General features: G+C 59.9%; 19 protein-coding genes and 4 tRNA genes. 15 read left to right on the top strand and 8 right to left on the bottom strand.

Going from position 1 to position 20,615, the window contains the following annotated elements:
- The first annotated feature begins 212 nt into the window (after positions 1 to 212).
- The 3 genes from F3J08_RS08080 to F3J08_RS08070 all read left to right on the top strand — a co-directional run bounded on the left by F3J08_RS08080 (position 213) and on the right by F3J08_RS08070 (position 3,103).
- Positions 213 to 287 (top strand) — tRNA-Gly (locus tag F3J08_RS08080).
- Between the two features lie 295 nt (positions 288 to 582).
- On the top strand, positions 583 to 1,539 hold the full coding sequence (locus tag F3J08_RS08075) for a hypothetical protein (RefSeq protein WP_240149218.1): 957 nt from the start codon (positions 583 to 585) through the stop codon (positions 1,537 to 1,539).
- A 115-nt stretch (positions 1,540 to 1,654) separates the two neighbouring features.
- On the top strand, positions 1,655 to 3,103 hold the full coding sequence (locus tag F3J08_RS08070; RefSeq protein WP_166929203.1) for an APC family permease: 1,449 nt from the start codon (positions 1,655 to 1,657) through the stop codon (positions 3,101 to 3,103).
- Positions 3,104 to 3,129: 26 nt separating this feature from the next.
- Here F3J08_RS08070 and F3J08_RS08065 read toward each other — a convergent pair.
- A tRNA-Thr gene (locus F3J08_RS08065) sits at positions 3,130 to 3,204 on the bottom strand.
- A gap of 92 nt (positions 3,205 to 3,296) precedes the next feature.
- Here F3J08_RS08065 and F3J08_RS08060 point away from each other — a divergent pair.
- The 3 genes from F3J08_RS08060 to F3J08_RS08050 all read left to right on the top strand — a co-directional run bounded on the left by F3J08_RS08060 (position 3,297) and on the right by F3J08_RS08050 (position 7,115).
- Complete coding sequence (locus tag F3J08_RS08060; RefSeq protein ID WP_122038474.1) at positions 3,297 to 4,772, top strand: paraquat-inducible protein A; 1,476 nt, start codon at positions 3,297 to 3,299, stop codon at positions 4,770 to 4,772.
- 38 nt (positions 4,773 to 4,810) lie between these two features.
- Positions 4,811 to 6,454 (top strand): intermembrane transport protein PqiB, encoded by a 1,644-nt coding sequence (locus F3J08_RS08055; RefSeq protein WP_122038520.1) that lies wholly within the window; start codon positions 4,811 to 4,813, stop codon positions 6,452 to 6,454.
- Between the two features lie 61 nt (positions 6,455 to 6,515).
- Positions 6,516 to 7,115 carry a membrane integrity-associated transporter subunit PqiC gene (locus F3J08_RS08050; protein ID WP_166929202.1) on the top strand — a complete coding sequence of 200 codons (600 nt, stop codon included), beginning with the start codon at positions 6,516 to 6,518 and terminating at the stop codon, positions 7,113 to 7,115.
- Between the two features lie 121 nt (positions 7,116 to 7,236).
- Here F3J08_RS08050 and nusG read toward each other — a convergent pair whose 3' ends face one another.
- From nusG to F3J08_RS08035, 3 genes are all read right to left on the bottom strand, one after another.
- Entirely contained in the window at positions 7,237 to 7,767 is a 531-nt protein-coding gene (gene nusG / locus F3J08_RS08045; RefSeq protein ID WP_023979810.1) for a transcription termination/antitermination protein NusG, read from the bottom strand.
- Between the two features lie 11 nt (positions 7,768 to 7,778).
- Entirely contained in the window at positions 7,779 to 8,075 is a 297-nt protein-coding gene (gene secE / locus F3J08_RS16945; RefSeq protein ID WP_081866850.1) for a preprotein translocase subunit SecE, read from the bottom strand.
- Between the two features lie 83 nt (positions 8,076 to 8,158).
- Positions 8,159 to 8,235, bottom strand: a tRNA-Trp gene (locus tag F3J08_RS08035).
- 184 nt (positions 8,236 to 8,419) lie between these two features.
- Here F3J08_RS08035 and F3J08_RS08030 point away from each other — a divergent pair.
- A tRNA-Gly gene (locus F3J08_RS08030) sits at positions 8,420 to 8,493 on the top strand.
- Positions 8,494 to 8,573: 80 nt separating this feature from the next.
- On the opposite strand, the gene F3J08_RS08025 is transcribed toward F3J08_RS08030, so the two are convergent.
- A complete protein-coding gene (locus tag F3J08_RS08025) occupies positions 8,574 to 9,134 on the bottom strand; it encodes a cupin domain-containing protein (protein WP_122038475.1) in 561 nt (186 codons plus the stop codon).
- A 469-nt stretch (positions 9,135 to 9,603) separates the two neighbouring features.
- Between F3J08_RS08025 and atpH the strand changes: the two genes are divergently transcribed.
- From atpH to atpC, 5 genes are read left to right on the top strand one after another with little or no spacing between them, the layout of a single operon-like run.
- Complete coding sequence (gene atpH, locus F3J08_RS08020; protein WP_031241589.1) at positions 9,604 to 10,152, top strand: ATP synthase F1 subunit delta; 549 nt, start codon at positions 9,604 to 9,606, stop codon at positions 10,150 to 10,152.
- A complete protein-coding gene (gene atpA, locus F3J08_RS08015) occupies positions 10,152 to 11,687 on the top strand; it encodes a F0F1 ATP synthase subunit alpha (RefSeq protein ID WP_035444199.1) in 1,536 nt (511 codons plus the stop codon). The genes atpH and atpA overlap by 1 nt, the downstream gene beginning before the upstream one ends.
- Positions 11,688 to 11,696: 9 nt before the next feature.
- Complete coding sequence (locus F3J08_RS08010) at positions 11,697 to 12,572, top strand: F0F1 ATP synthase subunit gamma (RefSeq protein WP_062163754.1); 876 nt, start codon at positions 11,697 to 11,699, stop codon at positions 12,570 to 12,572.
- A 26-nt stretch (positions 12,573 to 12,598) separates the two neighbouring features.
- Positions 12,599 to 14,053, top strand: a complete 1,455-nt coding sequence (gene atpD / locus F3J08_RS08005; RefSeq protein ID WP_122038476.1) for a F0F1 ATP synthase subunit beta — start codon at positions 12,599 to 12,601, stop codon at positions 14,051 to 14,053.
- A 4-nt stretch (positions 14,054 to 14,057) separates the two neighbouring features.
- Complete coding sequence (atpC, locus tag F3J08_RS08000) at positions 14,058 to 14,477, top strand: ATP synthase F1 subunit epsilon (protein ID WP_122038477.1); 420 nt, start codon at positions 14,058 to 14,060, stop codon at positions 14,475 to 14,477.
- 79 nt (positions 14,478 to 14,556) lie between these two features.
- Here atpC and F3J08_RS07995 read toward each other — a convergent pair whose 3' ends face one another.
- The gene (locus F3J08_RS07995; protein WP_166929201.1) at positions 14,557 to 15,621 is read right to left on the bottom strand and encodes a hypothetical protein; all 1,065 of its coding nucleotides are present in this window, start codon (positions 15,619 to 15,621) and stop codon (positions 14,557 to 14,559) included.
- A 120-nt stretch (positions 15,622 to 15,741) separates the two neighbouring features.
- A complete protein-coding gene (queF, locus tag F3J08_RS07990) occupies positions 15,742 to 16,212 on the bottom strand; it encodes a preQ(1) synthase (RefSeq protein WP_023979818.1) in 471 nt (156 codons plus the stop codon).
- A 29-nt stretch (positions 16,213 to 16,241) separates the two neighbouring features.
- Between queF and rnd the strand changes: the two genes are divergently transcribed.
- Together rnd and F3J08_RS07980 are read left to right on the top strand one after the other, a co-directional pair.
- Positions 16,242 to 17,426 (top strand): ribonuclease D, encoded by a 1,185-nt coding sequence (rnd, locus tag F3J08_RS07985; RefSeq protein WP_166929200.1) that lies wholly within the window; start codon positions 16,242 to 16,244, stop codon positions 17,424 to 17,426.
- A gap of 298 nt (positions 17,427 to 17,724) precedes the next feature.
- Positions 17,725 to 18,474: a GcrA family cell cycle regulator gene (locus F3J08_RS07980; protein ID WP_166929199.1), complete on the top strand. Its 750-nt coding sequence runs from the start codon at positions 17,725 to 17,727 to the stop codon at positions 18,472 to 18,474.
- Between the two features lie 79 nt (positions 18,475 to 18,553).
- Here F3J08_RS07980 and F3J08_RS07975 read toward each other — a convergent pair whose 3' ends face one another.
- Positions 18,554 to 19,069 carry a polymer-forming cytoskeletal protein gene (locus F3J08_RS07975; protein ID WP_166929198.1) on the bottom strand — a complete coding sequence of 172 codons (516 nt, stop codon included), beginning with the start codon at positions 19,067 to 19,069 and terminating at the stop codon, positions 18,554 to 18,556.
- A 477-nt stretch (positions 19,070 to 19,546) separates the two neighbouring features.
- On the opposite strand from F3J08_RS07975, the gene F3J08_RS07970 reads away from it, so the two are divergent.
- Complete coding sequence (locus F3J08_RS07970; protein ID WP_166929197.1) at positions 19,547 to 20,524, top strand: adenosine kinase; 978 nt, start codon at positions 19,547 to 19,549, stop codon at positions 20,522 to 20,524.
- The last annotated feature ends 91 nt before the right edge of the window (positions 20,525 to 20,615 follow it).

Genomic DNA, 20,615 nt, shown 5'->3' with positions numbered 1-20,615 from the left:
CTCTGTCCCGATGATGCACGGCTTTTCGCTGGCATCACCTGTTGATCATCATGGCTACAAGATTGTTCTGAAGCGTGCAGGACGCAAGTCCGAGCCTGGGTGCGCGGCGTCGGGAGAGGCTCCCAAGAAAGAAAAGCGAAAAAAAAGCATATTTTTTAAAAAACCCTCTTGCGCGCTACGGCCTCAGGCAGTAATTACCCGTCCAACGGAACGCGGGCGTAGCTCAGGGGTAGAGCACAACCTTGCCAAGGTTGGGGTCGTGGGTTCGAATCCCATCGCCCGCTCCAGATAATCTGCTGATTTATCTGGAGCGGCGCTTTCGAAATACCATCAAAAATTATGAGAACTTTTCGAAGAGCAGGAATTACTTTCCTGAATTCTTTGTGAGCTTCTGCGCTTAAACTCCTTGCATACCAACGAAGCTGACTCTTCGATCAGTTAATTCTCGCGCTGGACAGGTTGCGTCACCCTCGGAAGGTTTTTAACCGTCTTGGGGTAACAAAAAAATAACGCGGCGAGATTTTGAGACATTTTCCCACGATCAAGAGCTTTTTCCGGTCAGTTCCAGCCATTGCGGGGCTGATGTCTGCTCTCTCACTTCCCTGCGGCATGGGCAACAGGGTCTGGGCTTCGGATGCTGAGCCACAGCCGAAGCGCGAGCAGTGGTACACAGGCTCTCTCATTTCGCCGTCCGGACCGCAATTCAAGGCGGGTGTGCTCGGGATCGAACCCTACCTGACTTATAATCAGCCCGTTGACTATCTCGGGGCCAATGGTCGCACCATGTCATCCGGGCCAGGTCAGAGAACCATCAGCAATTCGACGATGGTCAAGTACGGACTGACTGACAATGTCAGTATCCAGATCTTTCCGGCCATCTCTTATGGTTGGAAGCGTGGAGATGGCACGACCAGCAGTCTGAAATTTGGCGATATGCCGGTCGACTTCCTTTGGCGCTTTCTGGACCCCAACCCCAAACGTTATATCCCATCGCTGAGCCTGTTCGTGGGCATGCTCATGCCGACGGGTGATTATTCCGACCTTGGCCGCAGTCAGGATGGCGTGGGCAATGGTGCCTATGTTTTCCGCACGGCGCTGGTGGAACAGTCGACTTATGACCTGCCGCATGATCATACCCTGCGGCTTCGTATGTGGGGGACATTCCGCCGTGCCGTTACCTCGGCTCGTCTGGATAACGTGACCAGCTATGGCACCACCAAGGGTTTCGTTGGGCGTGGGCGACCTGGCATGAGTGGCCAGACCGGCTTCTCGCTCGAATATGGGTTCAACCAGCGCTGGGTGCTCGCGGTTGATATGGTGCGTGACTGGGCCAATGGTGCGCGTATCTGGGGTTCTGACGCGATGGGGCGACGTGTCGATCACATCAACGGGTCATCTGGAGACTGGATGGTGGCGCCGGCGCTGGAATTCAGCTGGTCACCGCGCTTCGGCGTCATTGCGGGGGCGTCGGTTTTCTATGCGGGGCACAATACCACCATGGATGTTGCACCGCAGATTGCAGTTAACATGATGTTCTGATTGCGAAATGGATAGCCGTATCGCCTCGGTGGAGTTTTTGATAGCTGAACAGGGCTTGCCTTGGATGCGAGACCACGCCACAGCTTGGCGCTGATCCGCTTTAAGGAACCCTTTCATGGCGACAGACGGCCCGTCTCGCACTCTTCATCGCCAGCTCGGTCCATTCAGCCTGCTGATGATGGGGATCGGTAGCGTGGTGGGCGCGGGTATCTATGTTCTGCCCGGTGTCGCCGCTTCGCAATATGCCGGTCCGGCTGTCTCCCTTTCCTTTGTTCTTGCGGCCATCAGTTGTGGCTTTATCGGGCTCTGCTATGCCGAGCTCGCCTCAGCGCTCCCGCGTTCCATGGGCGGTGCTTACGGTTATGCACGAGCAGTGCTGGGCGTGGGGCCTGCCTGGTGGGTCGCCTGGATGCTGGTGCTGGAATATGCGCTGGCCGGATCGGCTGTTTCTGTCGGGTTGACGGGCTATCTCGCCAAATTCCTGTCGGGCTGCGGCATTACCCTGCCTGCTTCTCTTAGCGGGTCGACCGTCATCTGGCAGGATGGCGGCTTCCATCTCGTGGCGCAGATCAATGCAGTGGCGCTCTTTCTGGTGCTTGTTCTTGGCTTGGTCCTGTCACGCGGTATCCGTCAGGCAAGCAGGGCTAACGTCGCCTTTGTGCTTCTGAAGCTTGCTGTGCTGGTGGTTTTTGTCGGGGTAGGGTGTTCGCAGGTAAAGCCGGCTCTCTGGCATCCCTTCCTGCCGCCTTCAGAAGGCGGGTTCCACTTTGGCATCGCCGGGCTGTTGCGTGCGGTTGCTGTCGTGTCTTTTGCCTATCTTGGCTTCGATTCGATTTCGATTGCGGCTTCTGAAGCGCGACAACCGGGGCGGGATGTTCCGTTCGGGCTTATTGGCGCCCTGGCAATCAGTGCGGTGCTCTACGTCATGGTTTCACTGGTGATGACCGGGCTTGTGCCGTTTCGCCAGCTTGGCACCGCCAGCCCTGTTGCGCTGGCAGTGCAGGCGCTGGCCATGCCTGCTCTGGCGCTCGTGCTGCAATTTGGTTCTGTCATCGGTCTGGGCTCAGTGCTGTTTGTCAGCCTTTATGGGCAGTCCCGCCTTTGCCACATCCTTTCCCATGATCGCTTTATCAGCCCGCGACTCAGTCTGGTCGATGCCAGGACGGGTGCGCCAGTGCTCGCCATTGCGCTGACCACAGGCCTGACCGCGCTTACGGCTGCGCTCCTTCCCATTACCTTGCTGGCCGATCTCGTCAGTATCGGCACGATGATCGGCTTTCTGGTGATCGCCTTCGCCGTTATGAAGCTTCGCGGTGATGAAAGCCTGCCTCAGGCACGGTTTCGGGTGCCGCTGGGCGGTATGCGTTTTGGTGGGCTCTGGATCGGAATCGTGCCGGTTCTGGCCATACTGGCCTGCCTGATCAATCTGGCGACAGTGCTGACCGACCTGACCGCGCAAACCCTGCGCGGCGAGTGGATCCCGCTAGGGTTTCTCGCGTTGTATTGCGTCGCGGGTTGGTTGCTTGGCCGCAGGCAAACCAAGCCTGGTCACGCATCAAACTGATCGAGCGCAAAATGCAGGGGGGGAGATGGTGCCGACACTCGGAATTGAACCGAGGACCTACTGATTACGAATCAGTTGCTCTACCCCTGAGCTATGTCGGCGTCCTTGGCGCGGTGCTATAGCCGAGACCGGGGCCGACTGCAACAGGGCAAACACCTATCTCTCAATGGAATCGTCCGCTACACTATGATTCATGTCTGATCGCTTCCACAAGCGTCTCTGGCGCAACGCTGTCACCATGACTTCCGCCGTGCCTCCCACACCAACCCTCAAGGTCGTGGAGGGTCTGCGGGAGTGCCCCGATTGCGGCCTGTTCCAGACTGTACCCCGCCTGAGGCGGGGTCAGGTGGCCTATTGCACGCGCTGCGATGCCCAGTTGGCTCGCAGGCGTCGAACACCGCCGATTGCAGCACCTACCGCCTTCTGCCTGGCCTCGGCAGCGCTTTATATTGCGCTACTCATCACGCAGCTTCTCACCATCAACGTGCATGGGCGCGTCAATACAGTCACCATTCTCACCGGGCCGATCGAGCTTGGTCGGGAAGGATTTGGCGAGATCGGCCTGATTGTCGGGTTGACCACGCTCATCATGCCCGGTGTGGTTATTGCCCTTATGGGGGCGATTCTGGTGGGCGCCAGCCGTCGCACTATGCCTGACTGGGCGCCGCGTCTGATGTCCTGGTACGAAAGACTGCGCGAATGGTCGATGATCGAGGTCTATATTCTCGGTGTCTTCGTCGCCTATACCAAGCTGATCGATCTTGCGATTGTCGACCTTCAGGCCGGGGTCTTTCTGATTGCCGCGCTCATGATCACCATGGCGGCCACAGATTCTACCCTCGATGTCGAGCGCATCTGGGACAACCGCGATATCCGCGAGGAGATGGCGGATGGTCAGGGGCGGATCCTGCCTGTCGAGCATCTGACGGCAACTGACGAATCGATGCCGCCCATTCAGCATATGCTGTCCTGTCACTCCTGCGGACTGGTGATGGCGTTCGATCATGAAGTGTCGCGCGAGGGTGACATGGGCGATTGCCCGCGATGCCATCAGATCCTGCGTCGTCGGAAGTCGAACAGCCTGACCAATGCCGCTGCCCTGCTTCTGGCCGGGATCATCTGCTATATCCCTGCCAATATGCTGCCTGTGATGACCTACACAAAGATGGGTCAGCCCGACACAAGTACTATCATTCATGGTGTGATCGAACTGTGGCAGTCCAATCTGATTCCGCTTGCCCTGCTGGTGCTGTTCGCTTCCATCACCGTGCCGGTACTCAAGATCGTGTCATTGGCGCTGATGGTTTTCGGTACGTGGCGTAAGCAGAAACGCGGCTTGCGCCTGCTGACCAAGCTCTATCGTCTGATCGATATCATCGGGCGCTGGTCGATGATCGATGTTTTCATGATCTCAATTCTTGTTGCGATCGTTCATTTTAATTTTCTCGCCAATGTTTTGGCTGATCCGGGTGTGGTTTTCTTCACCATCGTCGTCATCGTGACGATCTTTGCGGTGCATAGCTTCGACCCACGCAGCATGTGGGATGCCGCAGGGGAGAACGGCCCTGTGCCTGCCCCGGACGAAGCGAGACAAAATTCCGGTCAGGGAGGGATCTCCGAGGCCGGTTCTTCATTTCCTCCTCACGATATGGAGCCTGAGCGCGCGTGAGCGACAACAACGATCAAACCCCGCCCCAGACCTCTGGCATGAAAAAGGCAGGAATCAGGAAGACACGTTTCTCGATTGTCTGGCTGATCCCAATCATTGCTGTGGTTATCGCCGGGTGGCTTGCGTGGCGCAGCTTTGCCAATCGCGGTCCTGACATCACCATCACCTTCGATACGGCTTCCGGCCTGACCGCAGGGCAGACACAGGTCAAGAACAAGGCCGTCACGCTGGGCACGGTGCAGGATATCAGCCTGACACCAGACATGCGCCGCGTGATCGTCCATGTGCGCATGAACGGGGATACGGAAGACATCCTGACCGATCATACGCGCTTCTGGGTAGTGCGACCCCGCATCAACGGGGCCAGCATTACCGGGCTCGAAACTCTGCTTTCCGGTGCGTATATCGCGATCGATCCGGGTGAGAAGGGTGGTCGCTATGAGTCCAATTTTACAGGGCTCGAAGCTGCACCCGGCGTGCGTTCCGACCAGCCCGGCTCCACCTTCATGCTGGTCACGCCGACGCTGGGGTCGATCGGTGAAGGGGCTCCCGTATTCTTCCGCGACATGTCTGTAGGCGAGGTTCTTGGCTACACCATGCCACCGGGGGGCGAAGGGCCGATCATGGTCCAGGTTTTCGTCAAATCACCCTATGACCATTACCTTCGCACCGATTCGCGTTTCTGGAACGTCTCGGGCGTGCAGGTGGGTCTCGGTGCCGGCGGCCTCAAGGTTCAGCTGACCTCACTCCAGGCGCTCCTCTCCGGCGGTGTGGCCTTTGGACTTCCGACGCGTCGCCTGAAAGTCGATGCCCCGCAGGCACCGGCCAACTCGGTGTTCCGTCTCTATGCAAGCCAGGCTGAAGCCGACAATGCGCGTTACCATCAGCGTGTGAAGGCAGCGACCTATATCGACAGCTCAGTGAAGGGACTTACGTCCGGAGCTTCGGTCAGCATGTTCGGTATCCAGGTGGGCAGTGTGACCGATGTCTCACTCAAGGTGAACGAGCAGGACGCCACAGCACGGGTACGTGTGGAAATGGAGCTTGAGCCCGAGCGCGTTCTAAACAGCGAGGAAACATCGCGGGACTCGCAGCACAAGCTGCTGGAGGCTTTCGTTGCCAAGGGGATGCGCGCCTCAGTCGAGAGCGCCAGCTTCCTGACGGGCGAATCGATGATCGGTCTGCAATTCGTCAAGAACGCCAAGCCTGCGTCGCTGACCTATGAGGACGATGTGGCCATTATCCCGAGCCAGCCTGGCGGGATTGACGGCATCATGGCCTCAGCCGCCACGACCATGGACAAGGTGGCCGCCATGCCCCTCACCCAGATTGGCGAGCATCTGAATGATCTTCTGGCCCATGCGGACCAACGTCTCGCCAGCCCCGAGGTCAAGCAGTCGATCGTCGCGCTGCGCGATTCACTGCGTCATATCTCGGAGCTGACCCAGAATGCGAACGAAGGGATGAAGCCGCTTCTCAAGAAGCTTCCTGCCATGAGCGACGCCCTGCAGGGCACACTGAAAAATGCGCAGACCGTTCTCGCAAGCTATGGCGGCGATACCGATTTCCATCGGGATCTGCAGGCCATGATCACGCAGCTCAGCCAAGCCGCACGCTCCATTCGTTTCCTGACGGATTATCTCAACCATCATCCTTCAGCCTTGATTACGGGACGCCACTGACGTGCAGATTTTTTCCTCCCCTCTCCTCGGTCAATCGCGTTCCCGGTCGCTGGGGCGCGTGATGCCTCGACTATGCGCCAGCGCGTTGATGCTGGGTGTCATGGGCACTGCACTGACCGCCTGTGGCAGCGACCCGACACTTTATTCTGTGGCGGCTGTTCCCGGTGTGGCCCAACCCGGGGGGCCGGTCACGGTTGAAGTGCGAACCCCGGTCGTGACGGCCAGCCTCGATCGCGATGAAATCGTGCGACAGGACAAGGACTACAAGCTGGAAATCGCCAAGGGAAATGCGTGGAGCGAGCCCATCGGTGACATGATCGGTCGTGTGCTCACGCATGATCTGGCCCAGCGCCTGCCGGGCAGTACGGTCTTTGCACAGAACGATGCCGTCTCGACCAAGGCGCAGGCCTTTGTTGAGGTCACGATTACGTCGTTCAACGCGGATCAGCAGGGCAACGCCCTGCTGACGGGATCGCTCTCGGTGCATGGTGACAAGCCGGGTATTGGCCCTAACCTCACTGTGCCGGTGCAGCTTCAGGCCCATCTGGACAACAAACGGGCCAACACGCTCGTGGCGGGGCTCAGTACGTTAACCGGTCAGCTCGCTGATCTGGCTGCGCAGAAAATCCGCGCTCTGCCGGTGTTGCCGATCACGCCCTGAGGGTAAGCGGGGCCTTGCCCCGCCGCCGTTGGCGAGAAAGGCTCTCCTGGTTTGGGGTAGAGGGCATAAAAAAAACCCGCCTCCTTTCGGAAGCGGGGTTTTTTTGTCTATCGCGAGACGATCAGAGCTTTTCGACCTGAGTGTAGTCCAGCTCCACCGGGGTGGAACGACCGAAGATCGAGACGCTGACCTTGAGGCGCGAACGCTCTTCGTCCACTTCCTCGATGACGCCATTGAAAGAGGTGAACGGGCCATCGGCCACGCGGATCTGCTCGCCAATCTCGAAGGTAAGGGCGGAACGCGGACGCTCCACACCTTCTTCTGCCTGCTTGAGCATACGCTCTGCTTCGGCTTCAGTGATGGGCGACGGACGATTGCGCGTTCCCAGAAAGCCGGTGACCTTGGGAGTGTCCTTGACCAGATGCCATGCATCATCGGTCAGTTCCATTTTCACCAGCACATAACCGGGGAAGAACTTGCGCTCGGCATTGATCTTGCGACCACGACGAACCTCGGTGACGTCCTCTGACGGAACCAGCACTTCCTCGAACTGGTCGCTCAGACCCTTCTGGGCTGCCTGTTCCTTGATGTGGGTCGCAATCTTCTTCTCGAACCCGGAATAGACATGCACGACGTACCAACGCTTAGCCATGGTTGTTCGTCTTAGCCTCCAACGCCAAAGAGTTCGCGCACGCCAAGCCCGATGACCTGGTCGACAACGAAAAAGAAAACTGAGGTAAGGGCAGCCATGGCAAGGACGGCGCCCGTGGTGACCAGCGTGTTACGGCGTGTCGGCCAGGTGATCCTGGTCGCTTCCGTACGTACGTCCTTCAGGTACTGAACCAGATTGAAACGGACGGCTGGTTTGGACGAGGGTTTCGGGGCGTCTTTCGAAGCGCCTCCCTTGGAGGGCGAAGACTGCTGCGACCCGTGTTTTGGGGTAGTGACCGACACCGTCATCCTCATATTCTTCAGAAAGCCGCGCGTGGCGGAATACCGCGCCCGACTCCGCTCGCTGGAGTAAACCAGCGGCTGCGGCGTGGTGGCAGGGGCGGAGGGTCTCGAACTCTCAACCTCCGGTTTTGGAGACCGGCGCTCTAGCCAATTGAGCTACACCCCTAGCGTCGTCCGCCTGGTCAACCGTCAAGGATGAAACATCCGGTCGGGTTGGGTCATGACGAGACCACTTGCGGCGTAATGCGGCGCTCGGGCTTTTAAGTCAAGAGATCATTTGCAGTTTTTCGAGCAAAACTGTCTCTTGCTTCAATGCGGGATCAGCGTTAGGGAGAGCCATCAGCTGAAGCGCGGGCGTAGCATAGTGGTAATGCAGTAGCCTTCCAAGCTTCTGAGGAGGGTTCGATTCCCTTCGCCCGCTCCAGCCGATATCCCTCCGGAAAAATCAGTCTTTCTTAAAGGCTAATGTCTCGCGCCCTGCCGTGGGCTGATGCATGTCGTCTGTCATTCGGTCGCACAGGGCCTGTGGCTCGCATGGGCCGAGGCGAATTGCGTGATCATGAGCGCAACCGGCGCGTCGCCCACATTCCCGGACAGATGGCCTGTATGGCCCTGTGCATCGGACTTTGCCCCGACATCCTCACTGAGAAGAGCATCACCGGGGTTCAGCTCGACGCGCGTCCCATCCATGCTTTGCACGAACCACACGCCCTGAATGGGGATGATCCATTGCACGCTCTCAGGGGCGTGCCAGCCACCCTTCCAGTGGGCGGGCTGGATGCTGGTCACCATGCGTGCCTCACCCTGCTGGGCATGATTCACCCATTGCGGATCGGCGTGGGCAGCAAGGCGGCTCAGGGTAAAATTCTTCAGCTTGCATTTCGTGAGATGGCTCACACCCTGCTCATCAGTCCAGTTATCCCAGTAAGGCACACCGGCAGGTTGCTCGACGGATGGCATCTCTGGCTGGGCTAAAGCCGTGAAGGGCACCATCACCGCTAGAATCGAAACAGAAGATAGCGTGCGGCGGCAGGGCAGGGGGCGTGCAAGGTAGGCAGGAAGCATCAGGTAAAGGGGCCTTTGGCTCTCAGTTGGGGGTGGTGACGGGGTTTTGGCAAAATCACACGCATAAGTGCAACCTCGGGAACGAACCGGTCTGGCATCGGGTGTCCACGCGAGAGAGTCATGACGCTGCCTTGAGCCTGCATGGGCGCAGGACCGGGCAGGGGCGGTGTTTGGGCAGGTGCTCCCCGCCAGAAGAGAGGCAAGGCGGCGATTTCAGCGCCCCAGGCCCTAGAGTGTCAGTTGCACTTGGCGCGGCCTGCGTGCTAGACGCCCCGCGAGGCCTGATCCGTTATTGCGGAATCGGGACGAACAGTCTCGTTATCTGAGTCATGATCAATCGGTTCCATGAACGATGCGTTGGGCACATGCCCTGCACTATGGTCGCGATGGTCATCAGGATGTTTGTGTAATTGGGGTGGGAACGCCGGACGTGACAGTGGTCGAAACAGCCGAGGCACCGCAGGTCAGCATGGATGCGTCGGGGGGCATGGCGCAACGCTACGCTCTCGCGCTCTATGAATATGCTGAAGAGAAATCGGTGCTCCCTGAAGTGCTGGATCAGGTGCGCGCCCTGCGCAAGCTGATTGCGGAAAGTGCGGCGCTGCGCGAATTTCTGGCCGACCAGAGCCTCGATTCCCGCCAGGCAGGCCAGGGCCTGGAAGCTGTTCTCAAGGCGCAGGGCTTCAGCGAGACGCTCAAGCGCTTTATTGGTGTGGTGTCACGCAACCGTCGTGCATCACGCATTGATGAAATTCTCGGTGCCGTTCTTGCCCTCGACGCCAAGCGTCGTGGCGAGACGATTGCCGAAGTGCGCAGCGCGCAGCCTCTTACGGCTGGTCAGCGCAGCGCCTTGCAGACTCGCCTGGCCGAGGCGGGCTATGCCCGTGTCTCCATGATCGAGCGCGTTCAGCCTGAGCTGATCGGTGGTCTTGTCGTGCAGATTGGCGCCAAGCTTTTTGATACCTCCATTCGCGGGCGTCTGACCCGCATCCAGAATGCCATGAAGGGAGCCGCGTGATGGATATCCGTCCCGCAGAGATTTCGGACATCCTCAAGCAGCAGATCGCGTCCTTCAATGACGAAGCGCAGGTCTCCGAGACGGGCACCGTCCTGTCCATCGGCGACGGTATCGCGCGCGTCTATGGCCTGTCGAATGCCATGTCCGGCGAAATGGTCGATTTCCAGGCTACGGGCGACCGCGGCATGGTGCTGAACCTCGAAGAGGACAGCGTCGGTATCGTCGTGTTCGGTGATGGCGATGGCATCCGTGAAGGTGACACCGTCACCCGTACGGGCGCCGTGGTTGAAGTGCCGGTCGGCAAGGGGCTTCTTGGTCGCGTTGTTGACGCGCTCGGCAACCCGATCGACGGCAAGGGCCCGCTGACCGACGTCGTCATGAAGCGCGCCGAAGTGAAGGCTCCGGGCATCATGCCGCGCCAGTCCGTGTGCGAGCCGATGCAGACCGGTATCAAGGCGATCGACGCCCTGGTGCCGATTGGCCGTGGCCAGCGTGAACTCGTGATCGGTGACCGTCAGACCGGCAAGACCGCCATTCTGATCGACACCATCGTGGCCCAAAAGCCTGTCAACGCCACGGGTGACGAGAAGCAGAAGCTTTACTGCATCTATGTCGCGATCGGCCAGAAGCGTTCGACCGTTGCCAACCTCGTTCGCACGCTGACGGAAGAAGGCTCGATGGAATATTCCATCGTCGTCGCCGCCACGGCGTCCGATCCGGCACCGATGCAGTACCTGGCACCGTACTCGGCCTGCTCGATGGGTGAGTTCTTCCGTGACAACGGCATGCACGCCCTGATCTGCTATGACGATCTGTCGAAGCAGGCTGTGGCCTATCGCCAGATGTCGCTGCTGCTGCGTCGTCCGCCGGGCCGTGAGGCTTTCCCGGGTGACGTGTTCTATCTGCACTCGCGTCTGCTCGAGCGTGCTGCCAAGATGTCCGACGAGTTCGGCGGTGGTTCGCTGACGGCTCTGCCGGTGATCGAGACGCAGGCTGGTGACGTTGCCGCCTATATCCCGACCAACGTGATTTCGATCACTGACGGTCAGATCTTCCTTGAGACCGACCTGTTCTACAAGGGCATCCGCCCCGCCGTGAACGTCGGTGGTTCGGTGTCGCGCGTTGGTTCGGCTGCCCAGATCAAGGCGATGAAGCAGGTTGCCGGCAAGATCAAGCTCGACCTCGCCCAGTACCGTGAAATGGCTGCGTTCTCGCAGTTCGCTTCCGATCTGGACCCTGCTACCCGCAAGCAGCTTGAGCGTGGCGCACGCCTGACGGAACTGCTGAAGCAGCCCCAGACCTCGCCGCTGCCGGTTGAGGAGCAGGTTGTCGTGCTGTTCGCCGGTACGCGTGGCTTTGTCGACGTGGTCAAGGTCGATCAGGTCGTGCGTTACGAAGCCACTCTGCTGGCCGAAATGCGCAGCTCGGGCAAGGCCATCCTCGACGCCATCCGCACCGATCGTCAGATCAAGCCGGAAGTCGAAGCCAAGCTGACCGAACTGCTGACGGCGTTCAACAAGCGCTTTGCAGCCTAAGGACGGACCATGCCCTCGCTGAAGGAACTGCGCGCCCGGATCGCGGGCGTGAAATCGCAGCGCAAGATCACGAGTGCCATGAAGATGGTCGCAGCGTCCAAGCTGCGCCGTTTTCAGAAGCATGCCGAGGCCTCGCGTCCCTATGCTGCCGCCATGCGCCGCATGTTGTCCGAGCTTGCGACGGCAACTTCAGGCCAGGGCGAGTTGCCCGTGCTTCTCGAAGGCGGCAAGGGCTCGACCCATCTTGTCGTTTTGCTGACCAGCGATTTCGGTCTGGCGGGTGGCTTCAATGCCAATCTGGTGCGCTCGGTGCGCCAGATCGTCTCGCGTCTCGAATCGCAGGGCGAAACGGTGCGTATCCTGCCGGTCGGCCGCAAGGGCGGTGAGGCCATGGCGCGCATCTTCCCCGGCAAGCTGATCGAGCGTTACGAAGGCACGGCTGGCCGCGAGGTACAGTTCCAGAAGGCTGTCGACCTCGGCCAGCGCGTTACGGAGCTGCTTACCGATGGTCAGGTCGATCGCGTGACGGTGGTGTTCAACCGCTTCGTCAACGCCATGACCCAGATCCCGACGGAAGAGGCACTCGTCCCGCTGCCCGTGGCCGAGAACGACAACGCCAGTGAATATACCGCTCAATATGAATTTGAGCCCAACGAAGCCGAGCTGCTCGCTCAGCTTCTGCCGCGTAATATCCAGGTCCAGTTCTTCGCTGCGCTTCTTGAAAGTGCGGCTGGTGAGCAGGGTGCACGCATGACGGCCATGGATAACGCGACACGGAATGCAGGCAAGGCGATCGACTCTCTGTCGCAGCGCTATAACCGCACCCGCCAGAGCAACATCACCAAAGAACTTATCGAGATCATCTCCGGCGCTGAAGCCGTCTGAGACTTTTACGCAGGAGCCGAAATACGATGTCCGAAACTCTGTCGTCTGCCAGCAGCAACGTCGTGGGTCGCGTGACGCAGGTCCGCGGTCCCGTGGTCGATGTCCAGTTCGAAGGCACGCTGCCGCATATTCTCAATGCGCTGCACGTCCAGATTGGCGACCAGACCCTTGTGCTCGAAGTGGCACAGGAAATTGGTGAGCGCGAAGTGCGCTGCATCGCCATGGACAGCACCGATGGTCTGGTCCGTGGTAGCGAAGTGAAGGATACCGGTGCCCAGATCACGGTGCCGGTTGGCCCGGCGACGCTCGGCCGTATCCTCAACGTCATCGGCGAGCCCGTCGATGAGCGCGGCCCTGTCGTGTCCGACAAGCACTATCCGATTCACCGCAAGGCTCCCTCTTTCGAGGACCAGGCTGCGGCTTCCGAGATTCTGGTCACCGGTATCAAGGTTGTCGATCTGCTCTGCCCGTACCTCAAGGGCGGCAAGATCGGTCTGTTCGGCGGCGCTGGCGTTGGCAAGACCGTTATCATCCAGGAACTGATCAACAACATCGCCAAGGCTCATGGCGGCGTGTCCGTCTTTGCCGGTGTCGGTGAGCGTACGCGTGAAGGCAACGACCTGTATTTCGAAATGCAGGATGCCGGCGTGATCAAGATCGGTGAAGACGGCTCGACGGCTGGCTCCAAGGTGGCACTGGTTTATGGCCAGATGAACGAGCCGCCGGGTGCCCGCGCCCGCGTTGCCCTGTCCGCCCTGTCTCTCGCAGAATATTTCCGCGATGAGGAAGGCCAGGACGTGCTGTTCTTCGTGGACAACATCTTCCGCTTTACCCAGGCCGGTTCGGAAGTCTCGGCTCTGCTGGGTCGTATTCCTTCAGCCGTGGGTTACCAGCCGACGCTGGCCACCGAGATGGGCGCCCTGCAGGAACGCATCACCTCCACCAAGAAGGGCTCGATCACCTCGGTTCAGGCCGTTTACGTGCCTGCCGACGATCTGACCGATCCGGCACCTGCCGCGACCTTCGCCCATCTTGATGCCACGACCGTGCTGAACCGCTCGATCGCGGAAATGGGCATCTATCCGGCTGTTGACCCGCTCGACTCCACCTCACGCTCGCTCGACCCCAAGATCGTTGGTGAAGAGCACTATCAGGTGGCCCGTGACGTGCAGCGTATCCTCCAGACCTATAAGGGCCTGCAGGACATCATCGCGATCCTGGGCATGGATGAGCTGTCGGAAGAGGACAAGCAGGTCGTGGCACGCGCCCGTCGCATCCAGCGCTTCCTGTCGCAGCCTTTCCACGTGGCCGAGGTCTTCACGGGTTCGCCGGGCAAGCTCGTCGCTCTCGATGACACCGTGCGCAGCTTCAAGGCTATTGTGGCCGGTGAGTATGACCACCTGCCGGAAGGCGCTTTCTACATGGTCGGGCCGATCGATGAAGCGATTGCCAAGGCCGAGAAGATGAAGGAGTCGGCGTAAGCCCATGCCGGTTCAGGTCGAAATCATCAGCCCGGAAAAGCTGCTCTTCCGCAAGGAAGTCGAAATGGCAGTCATCCCGGGCGAGGAAGGCGATATCGCGGCCATGCCGGATCATGCGCCGATCATGCTCCTGCTGCGCGGTGGCGTCGTCTCCCTTTACGAGGGGGGCGTCGTAACCGAGCGCTTTTTCGTCTCCGGTGGTTTCGCCGATATCACGGCTGATCGCTGCACGATTCTGGCTGACGAGGCCCTGCCAATTCAGGACATCATCCTCACGGAAGCTGAATCACGTCTCGAGACCCTCGAACTTCAGCTCACCAATGTGGCTGCTGACGACCTCGTGGATATTGAGCGCATCTCGCGCAAGATTCAGGCTACACGCGCTGCGATCGAAGCCGCTGAGGCAACGCACCCCCTCTACTGATTGATACATCGATCAGTAGTAAGGCCGGTCGTCTATGGGCACCGGCCTTTTTTTTGGTCTTTTATCGACCCTGCCTGCCTCACTGCCAGAATGCCGGGCTGGCTTTCTGGCTTAGCCTCATCAGATCCTGCGCAGGACCAGCGCGCAGGGAGGTGTAATCCTGGCATTGTGTAAGATACCAGCGATACGGTGGTGCGTCGGTCGATTCGCGAATTGTTTCGGCATAGGAGTCTGCGGAGGAAACCGGACTGTAGCGTACGCCATCTCCCTGTTCACGGTCCTCGGCAGGTTCATTGCAACGGCCTGACTCAAAAACGCGTCTGGCTTGAGCGAGCGCTGTTTCACCTGTCCGGGTACTCTGCCAATCCTCGCGCGACCATTTTTCCCACCGTGCCAGACCGAGCCCCCATGCCAGATAGAGGCGTTCGCGCTGCTGAGCCGGTCCGGGTTGGCCTTGTGCATTGGCAGCACTGTAATGCACCGAGATGAGGCTCGGAAATCTGCGGCCTGAGCGATAGACATAGTCTTCCCTGACCCAGCTGAAGGCGGCTGCGCGATAACGGGCCGGGCAGGCCTGACCGCTAGCCCTGCCTTCCTTCTGCATAAGGTTGCCGCTGTGCGTTACGCCATGTCCTGCCAATGCGCGGGTGTTGTGGGGCGGTCCCAGGACCCATGAGTCCAGAAAACGCTCGGAACGATCTGGCATGGTTTCGCATGAACTGTTCGCAAAACTGGAGAAAGCGACGGGGCTCCAGCTACCGAGAACCGAGAGGTACAATGGGCCAGCCCCCTCGATAGATACGCCCCCTCGATCGGTTGCGTTGCTGGCATCAACATGCCCATCCGGGCTGACCACCCGCCATTTTCCATTTCGCCAGACGGGCACATTGATCATATCGATGCGACCTGCACCTTCAAGGCCGTTACTCAGGCGATAGAGGGGGTCTTCACCGGGGCTGATCGGGCGCATATGCCCACAATGGAGATCACCCGGAAGAGCGCCCGGTGTACTGCACCGTTGCTGAATCAGAAAGAGCATCGTGTCGGGCATGGCGGCTGATGCGTCTTGTGCGATGAGCGGGGCCGGATAAAGGGCGATGCCAATACAGATGGCCACCGGGCAGGACAGGGCTAAACCGTTCATATCATCGCTCCTGAAAGGATGGAGTTACCATCCTCTCAGACCTGCACCGGCGAGCGCCATTAAAACTGTTTTTCTTGTGCTCAGGGCAAGAGCGGGAACAGGGTTTCGCCCCTTGTGACTTCAGCCGCGACCACGATAGCCAGGGACATCCTGTGCAGGCACCCACACGCCCTCGGGCGGCAGGCCGGTCTGCCAGAATACGTCGATGGGAATACCACCGCGCGGATACCAGTAGGCACCAATACGCAGCCATTTGGGGTTCAGCACCTCGACCAGTTTCGTGGCAATGCTGACAGAGCAATCCTCATGAAACGCACCATGATTGCGAAAACTGGTAAGATAGAGCTTGAGCGACTTGCTCTCGACGATCCATTCATCCGGAATATAGTCGATCACGATATGAGCGAAATCGGGCTGACCCGTCACCGGGCAGAGCGAGGTAAACTCTGGTGCGGTGAAACGCACCACATAATCGCGGCCCTTATGCGGGCTTGGCACACGTTCGAGCGTTGCGGTTTCCGGGCTGTCTGGCTGTACGGTCTGTCGGCCAAGCTGGCTGAGTGCCGCGAGATCGTTCTCTGATGTGGTCATGTGGGTCTGCCCTGATGTATGGATGGGAAATGCAAGTGTCTCAAGCCGGTTTCCCAGCCCCAGTCATCGTGTCTTCTACAGACGATTTGGCGCAACTCTGCGCCCGACTCAAGCAGGAGCCGTTCGTTACGATCGATACGGAGTTCGTGCGCGAGCATACATACTGGCCCGAACTTTGCGTGGTGCAGCTTGGCGGCGTGTCGGATGTTGCCGTGATCGACACGCTGGCACCGGGGATCGACCTTGCGCCGCTGGCCGATCTGCTGGCAACGGAAAGCTGTGTGAAGGTCTTCCACGCTGCCCGACAGGATCTGGAAATCTTCCTGCATCTGTTCGATGCCCTGCCTCGCTCCATTTTCGACACACAGGTGGCGGCAATGGTGGGGGGCTATGGCGATCAGGTGGGTTATGACACGCTTGTCAATGCCATTACCGGCGCGAGCATCGACAAGACCCATCGCTTCAGCGACTGGGCAGCGCGTCCGCTCTCCACGGCGCAGATTGCCTATGCCGCAGCAGATGTCACGCATCTGCGCGATGTCTATCTTGCCCTGCATGACGAACTGGAAAAGCAGAACCGTCTGCACTGGGCTGATGCGGAGCTTGCTGTCCTGAATGATCCGGCGACCTTCCGCCCCGATCCGCGCCGCCAGTGGGAGCGGCTGAAGGCCCGCACCAATAACCGTCGCATGCTTGGCGTCTTGCGTGAGGTTGCGGCATGGCGTGAACTTGAGGCGCAGGCGCTGAACATCCCTCGTCAGCGCCTCATCCGCGATGAGAGCCTGCTCGAAATTGCGGCTGTTCGCCCGCAGGATACTGACGCTCTCTCCCGTGTGCGTGGTGTCTCCCGTGGTTTTGCCGAGGGCAAGGCTGCGCCGGGTCTTCTGGCGGCAATCCAGACAGGCCTTGTTCTGCCCGAGAAGGACCTTCCGCGGCCACCGCGCAAATCCGAGGGGGCCAAGCCTTCGGCGGCATTGGTTGCGCTGCTCAAGGTCGTGCTTGCCGCCAGTTGCGAGGCCAACCGCGTGGCCCCCAAGCTTGTCGCGACGAGTGAGGATCTGGACAGTCTGGCACTAGGTGAAACCGATAGCCCGGTTCTCAAGGGATGGCGCCGCGCTGTTTTTGGTGAGGATGCCCTTGCGCTCTTGCGAGGTGATATCCAGCTTGCCGTTGAAGGCCGCTCGGTACGGCTAATCCGCAACGATCAGGCCTGAATACTGCCCTGATTTCGTGCCAGATCCTGCCCTGCGGTATCGCCCGGAGGCATCATACGCAGGCAAGGCGTGGTACAGGGGAAGCCTGACAGGGAAGGGTGAGGGCGATCAGCGATCAGTACCCCCTGTCAGAGAATGTCACGTCATTCTTTGGTAATTCGAGCGGGTTCAGATTGACTCCGGCAAGAGCTCTGTGTTTATGCGCCAGTCTCATCATAGAAAAATCCGATTTACGGATTGAGCAAGTCGTATCGACACCCTAGTTTTACGTCACAGGACTGAATGAGGAGCACGGGCGATGGAATGGACTGACGAAATAATCTCCCGTCTTCAGACGCTTTGGCAGGAAGGACTATCGACAGCCGAGATCGGACGACAGCTTTCGATCACGAAGAATGCTGTTGTGGGCAAGGCGCACCGTCTTGGTTTGCCGCCACGCCCTTCGCCCATCCGTGCTGCGGCCAAGTCCCGCAAGGATGCTGCTCCTGAGACGGGTATGGATACCACATCGGCGCCGTCCGCTGAATCTGTCGCGCCAAAAGCTGCGGAACCGGTCACAATCCCGGCCAGCGAAAAGACGCCTGCCAAAGCTGCTGAAAAACCCGTCGAAGCGGTGCAGGAAAAGGCCAGTGAGGTTGTCGGCGTCAAGGCAGCACCTGCTGCACTGGTAGAGGATGCGCCGGCCCCGGTCATGGCTGACCGCCCAACCGCCGCCACGCCGACATCGTCCGCTGCCGGATCGGCATCGGCCAGTCCTGCTGCGACAATCGAAAATGAGCCTGCAACTGCCGCGAAATCCGCTCCGCCCCGCAAATCCGCAGAGGCCAAGACCATGGCGCCAGATCTGATGCTCCGCCCGCTCCTGCGCCCGCTGACGGCTAACACGTCACCGCGTCGTGGTCCGGCCTGCTGCTGGCCCAACGGCGATCCTGGAACCCCGGGTTTCCATTTCTGCGGAGCCAAGCCCGTTCCCGGCAAGCCCTACTGCGCCGAGCATTGCGCGATTGCTTATGTGAAGCTGCGTGACCGTCGCGAAAGCGTTGGCTGAAACGGGCCTGCACAAGGATGAATGAAAAAAGCCCGGTCCTGCTGGACCGGGCTTTTTTGTTGCCTGTCGCCAGAACGGATCAGGCTGAAGGGGTGGTCTCTTCAGTCTTCTCGATTGCAGGGACAGGGGCCTCGACAGGGGCCGGTCGGGCAGGCATGTCACCGGTGATCATTTCCAGATGACCCGTGATCTGGCCGCCATCCTCGACCTGCAGGCGGCGGGTGCGCGTCTTGCCAATCAAACGGCCCGTAGCACGCACGGTCAGATTGCCACGAACGGTCAGTGTGCCGTCGATCGTACCTGCAAGGTCGGCATCCTCAACTTCGATTTCACCGCGGAAGACACCGCCCTGTGCAACCGAAAGCTCGGTAGCCTGAAGCAGCGTGGCCTCAACCGTTCCCTCGACAACAAGGCGCTCGGCATCCTGAATCGAACCCTGCACCGAAATGCCGCGTCCAACGACCAGCGTGCGGCGGTCGGTTGCTTCACGACGCCCGCCAGGTGCCGAAGCCGCTGCTGCCGCGGGGCGGGCAGGGGCTGCCGGGGTGGCAGGCGTGGCAGGTGAGGGAGGGGTGGGGAACGGCGAACGACCCATCGCGGCAGAATCCTTGACTTGTGAGGCTGGTGAGGCGTCAGCCGCTGGGGCCGGACGCTCGGGGAAAAGCGAAGCGCTGCCCGTCGTCGGGGCAGCCGGTTTTTGGCCGATACTGGCCGATGCACCTGAAGATGAGGGCGTTGCTGTATCTTCTGGTTTGCGTCGTTTAAACAAGAGAACCCCGCTGCGCGTTCTGAAAGGTGGCGGTTTGGGTGCCGCTGGCGGCTGGTGACAGACGCAAAATCCCCTCTGGGGTGCTTCACGCCCTAACCCGGCTTACACGTTATGTTGCGCAAGCGACAAGCGGATAAACAGCAGGTTTTCGCGGTTTTTGACCCTGACCCGGTCTTGTGTCATGGCCTGTCGGAAAGAATGCCGAACCTGTCGTTCACGCAACATTACGATCACGTCTGATCATGTTGATTTCATGGCGTGAACCCTGTTTTCTCCACTAAATTTCATCGCATCGGAGCTCTTATGACTGCACCCACTCTCGACCTGCTTTGCATTGGCAACGCTATCGTCGACATTCTCGCTCCGGTCTCACAGGACACACTTACGGCGCTCGGCTCGCCGCTGGGCAGCATGACACTGATCGACGCCGAGCAGGCTGCCTCTATCGAGGCACAGATCACCCCGGAGCAGATCATGGGGGGCGGCTCTGCCGCCAACACGGCAGTCGTTGCAGCCCGTCTGGGCGCTCGCGTGGGGTATCTGGGCAAGGTGGCAGATGATGAGGCAGGGCTTGGCTACGCCCGTGACATCGCCGCGCAGAAGCTGTTTTACCCATCAGCCCCCGTTCAGAACGCCGATCGCCCAACCGCACGCTGCATCATTCTCGTCACGCCCGACGGGCAGCGTACCATGCACACCTATCTGGGCATCTGCACCGAGTTCGGACCCGAGGATGTGGATCAGGCAGCCGTCTCTGCTGCCGCCGTGACTTATATGGAGGGCTATCTGTTCGACAAGGACCGCGCGCAGGCCGCTTTCATCCTTGCGGCCGAGACGGCGCACAAGGCCGGTCGCCGCGTGGCCCTGACCCTGTCGGATACGTTCTGCGTGGCACGCCATCATGCTGCCTTCCGTGCGCTGGTCGCCGGGCATATCGATATTCTCTTTGCCAATGAGGCAGAGATCTGTGCCCTTTACGAGACCGAGGATTTCGACGCCGCCGCCACGCAGGCCGGGCGTGACGCTGCCCTTGTCGTGCTGACCCGCAGTGAGAAGGGCGCGGTCATTCTCTCCAATGGCGAGAAGCTGGTCGTTCCGACGGAACCCGTGAAGGTGGTCGATACGACGGGTGCGGGCGATGCCTTTGCTGCCGGATTCCTGGCTGGACTGGCCAAGGGCCGCAGCCTCGAAGCATGTGGCCGTCTGGGCAACGAAGCTGCTGGTGCGATCATCACCCGCATGGGGGCACGCCCTGCCGCGGATTTCGCGCTCAAGGCCTGAGGGCTTTTTCGGGGCGCCGCCCCGAACTCTGCCAAAGGGCGGTCGCCCTTTGGAAACCCGCGCCTCGATACCGTGCCTCACTGCACAGGGA

It is taken from the genome of Asaia sp. As-1742 (genome assembly GCF_011753235.1).
GTDB lineage: Bacteria > Pseudomonadota > Alphaproteobacteria > Acetobacterales > Acetobacteraceae > Asaia > Asaia bogorensis_B.
Note: the sequence above shows the minus strand (reverse complement) of the source record. Positions and strands in the feature narration are given on the sequence as shown.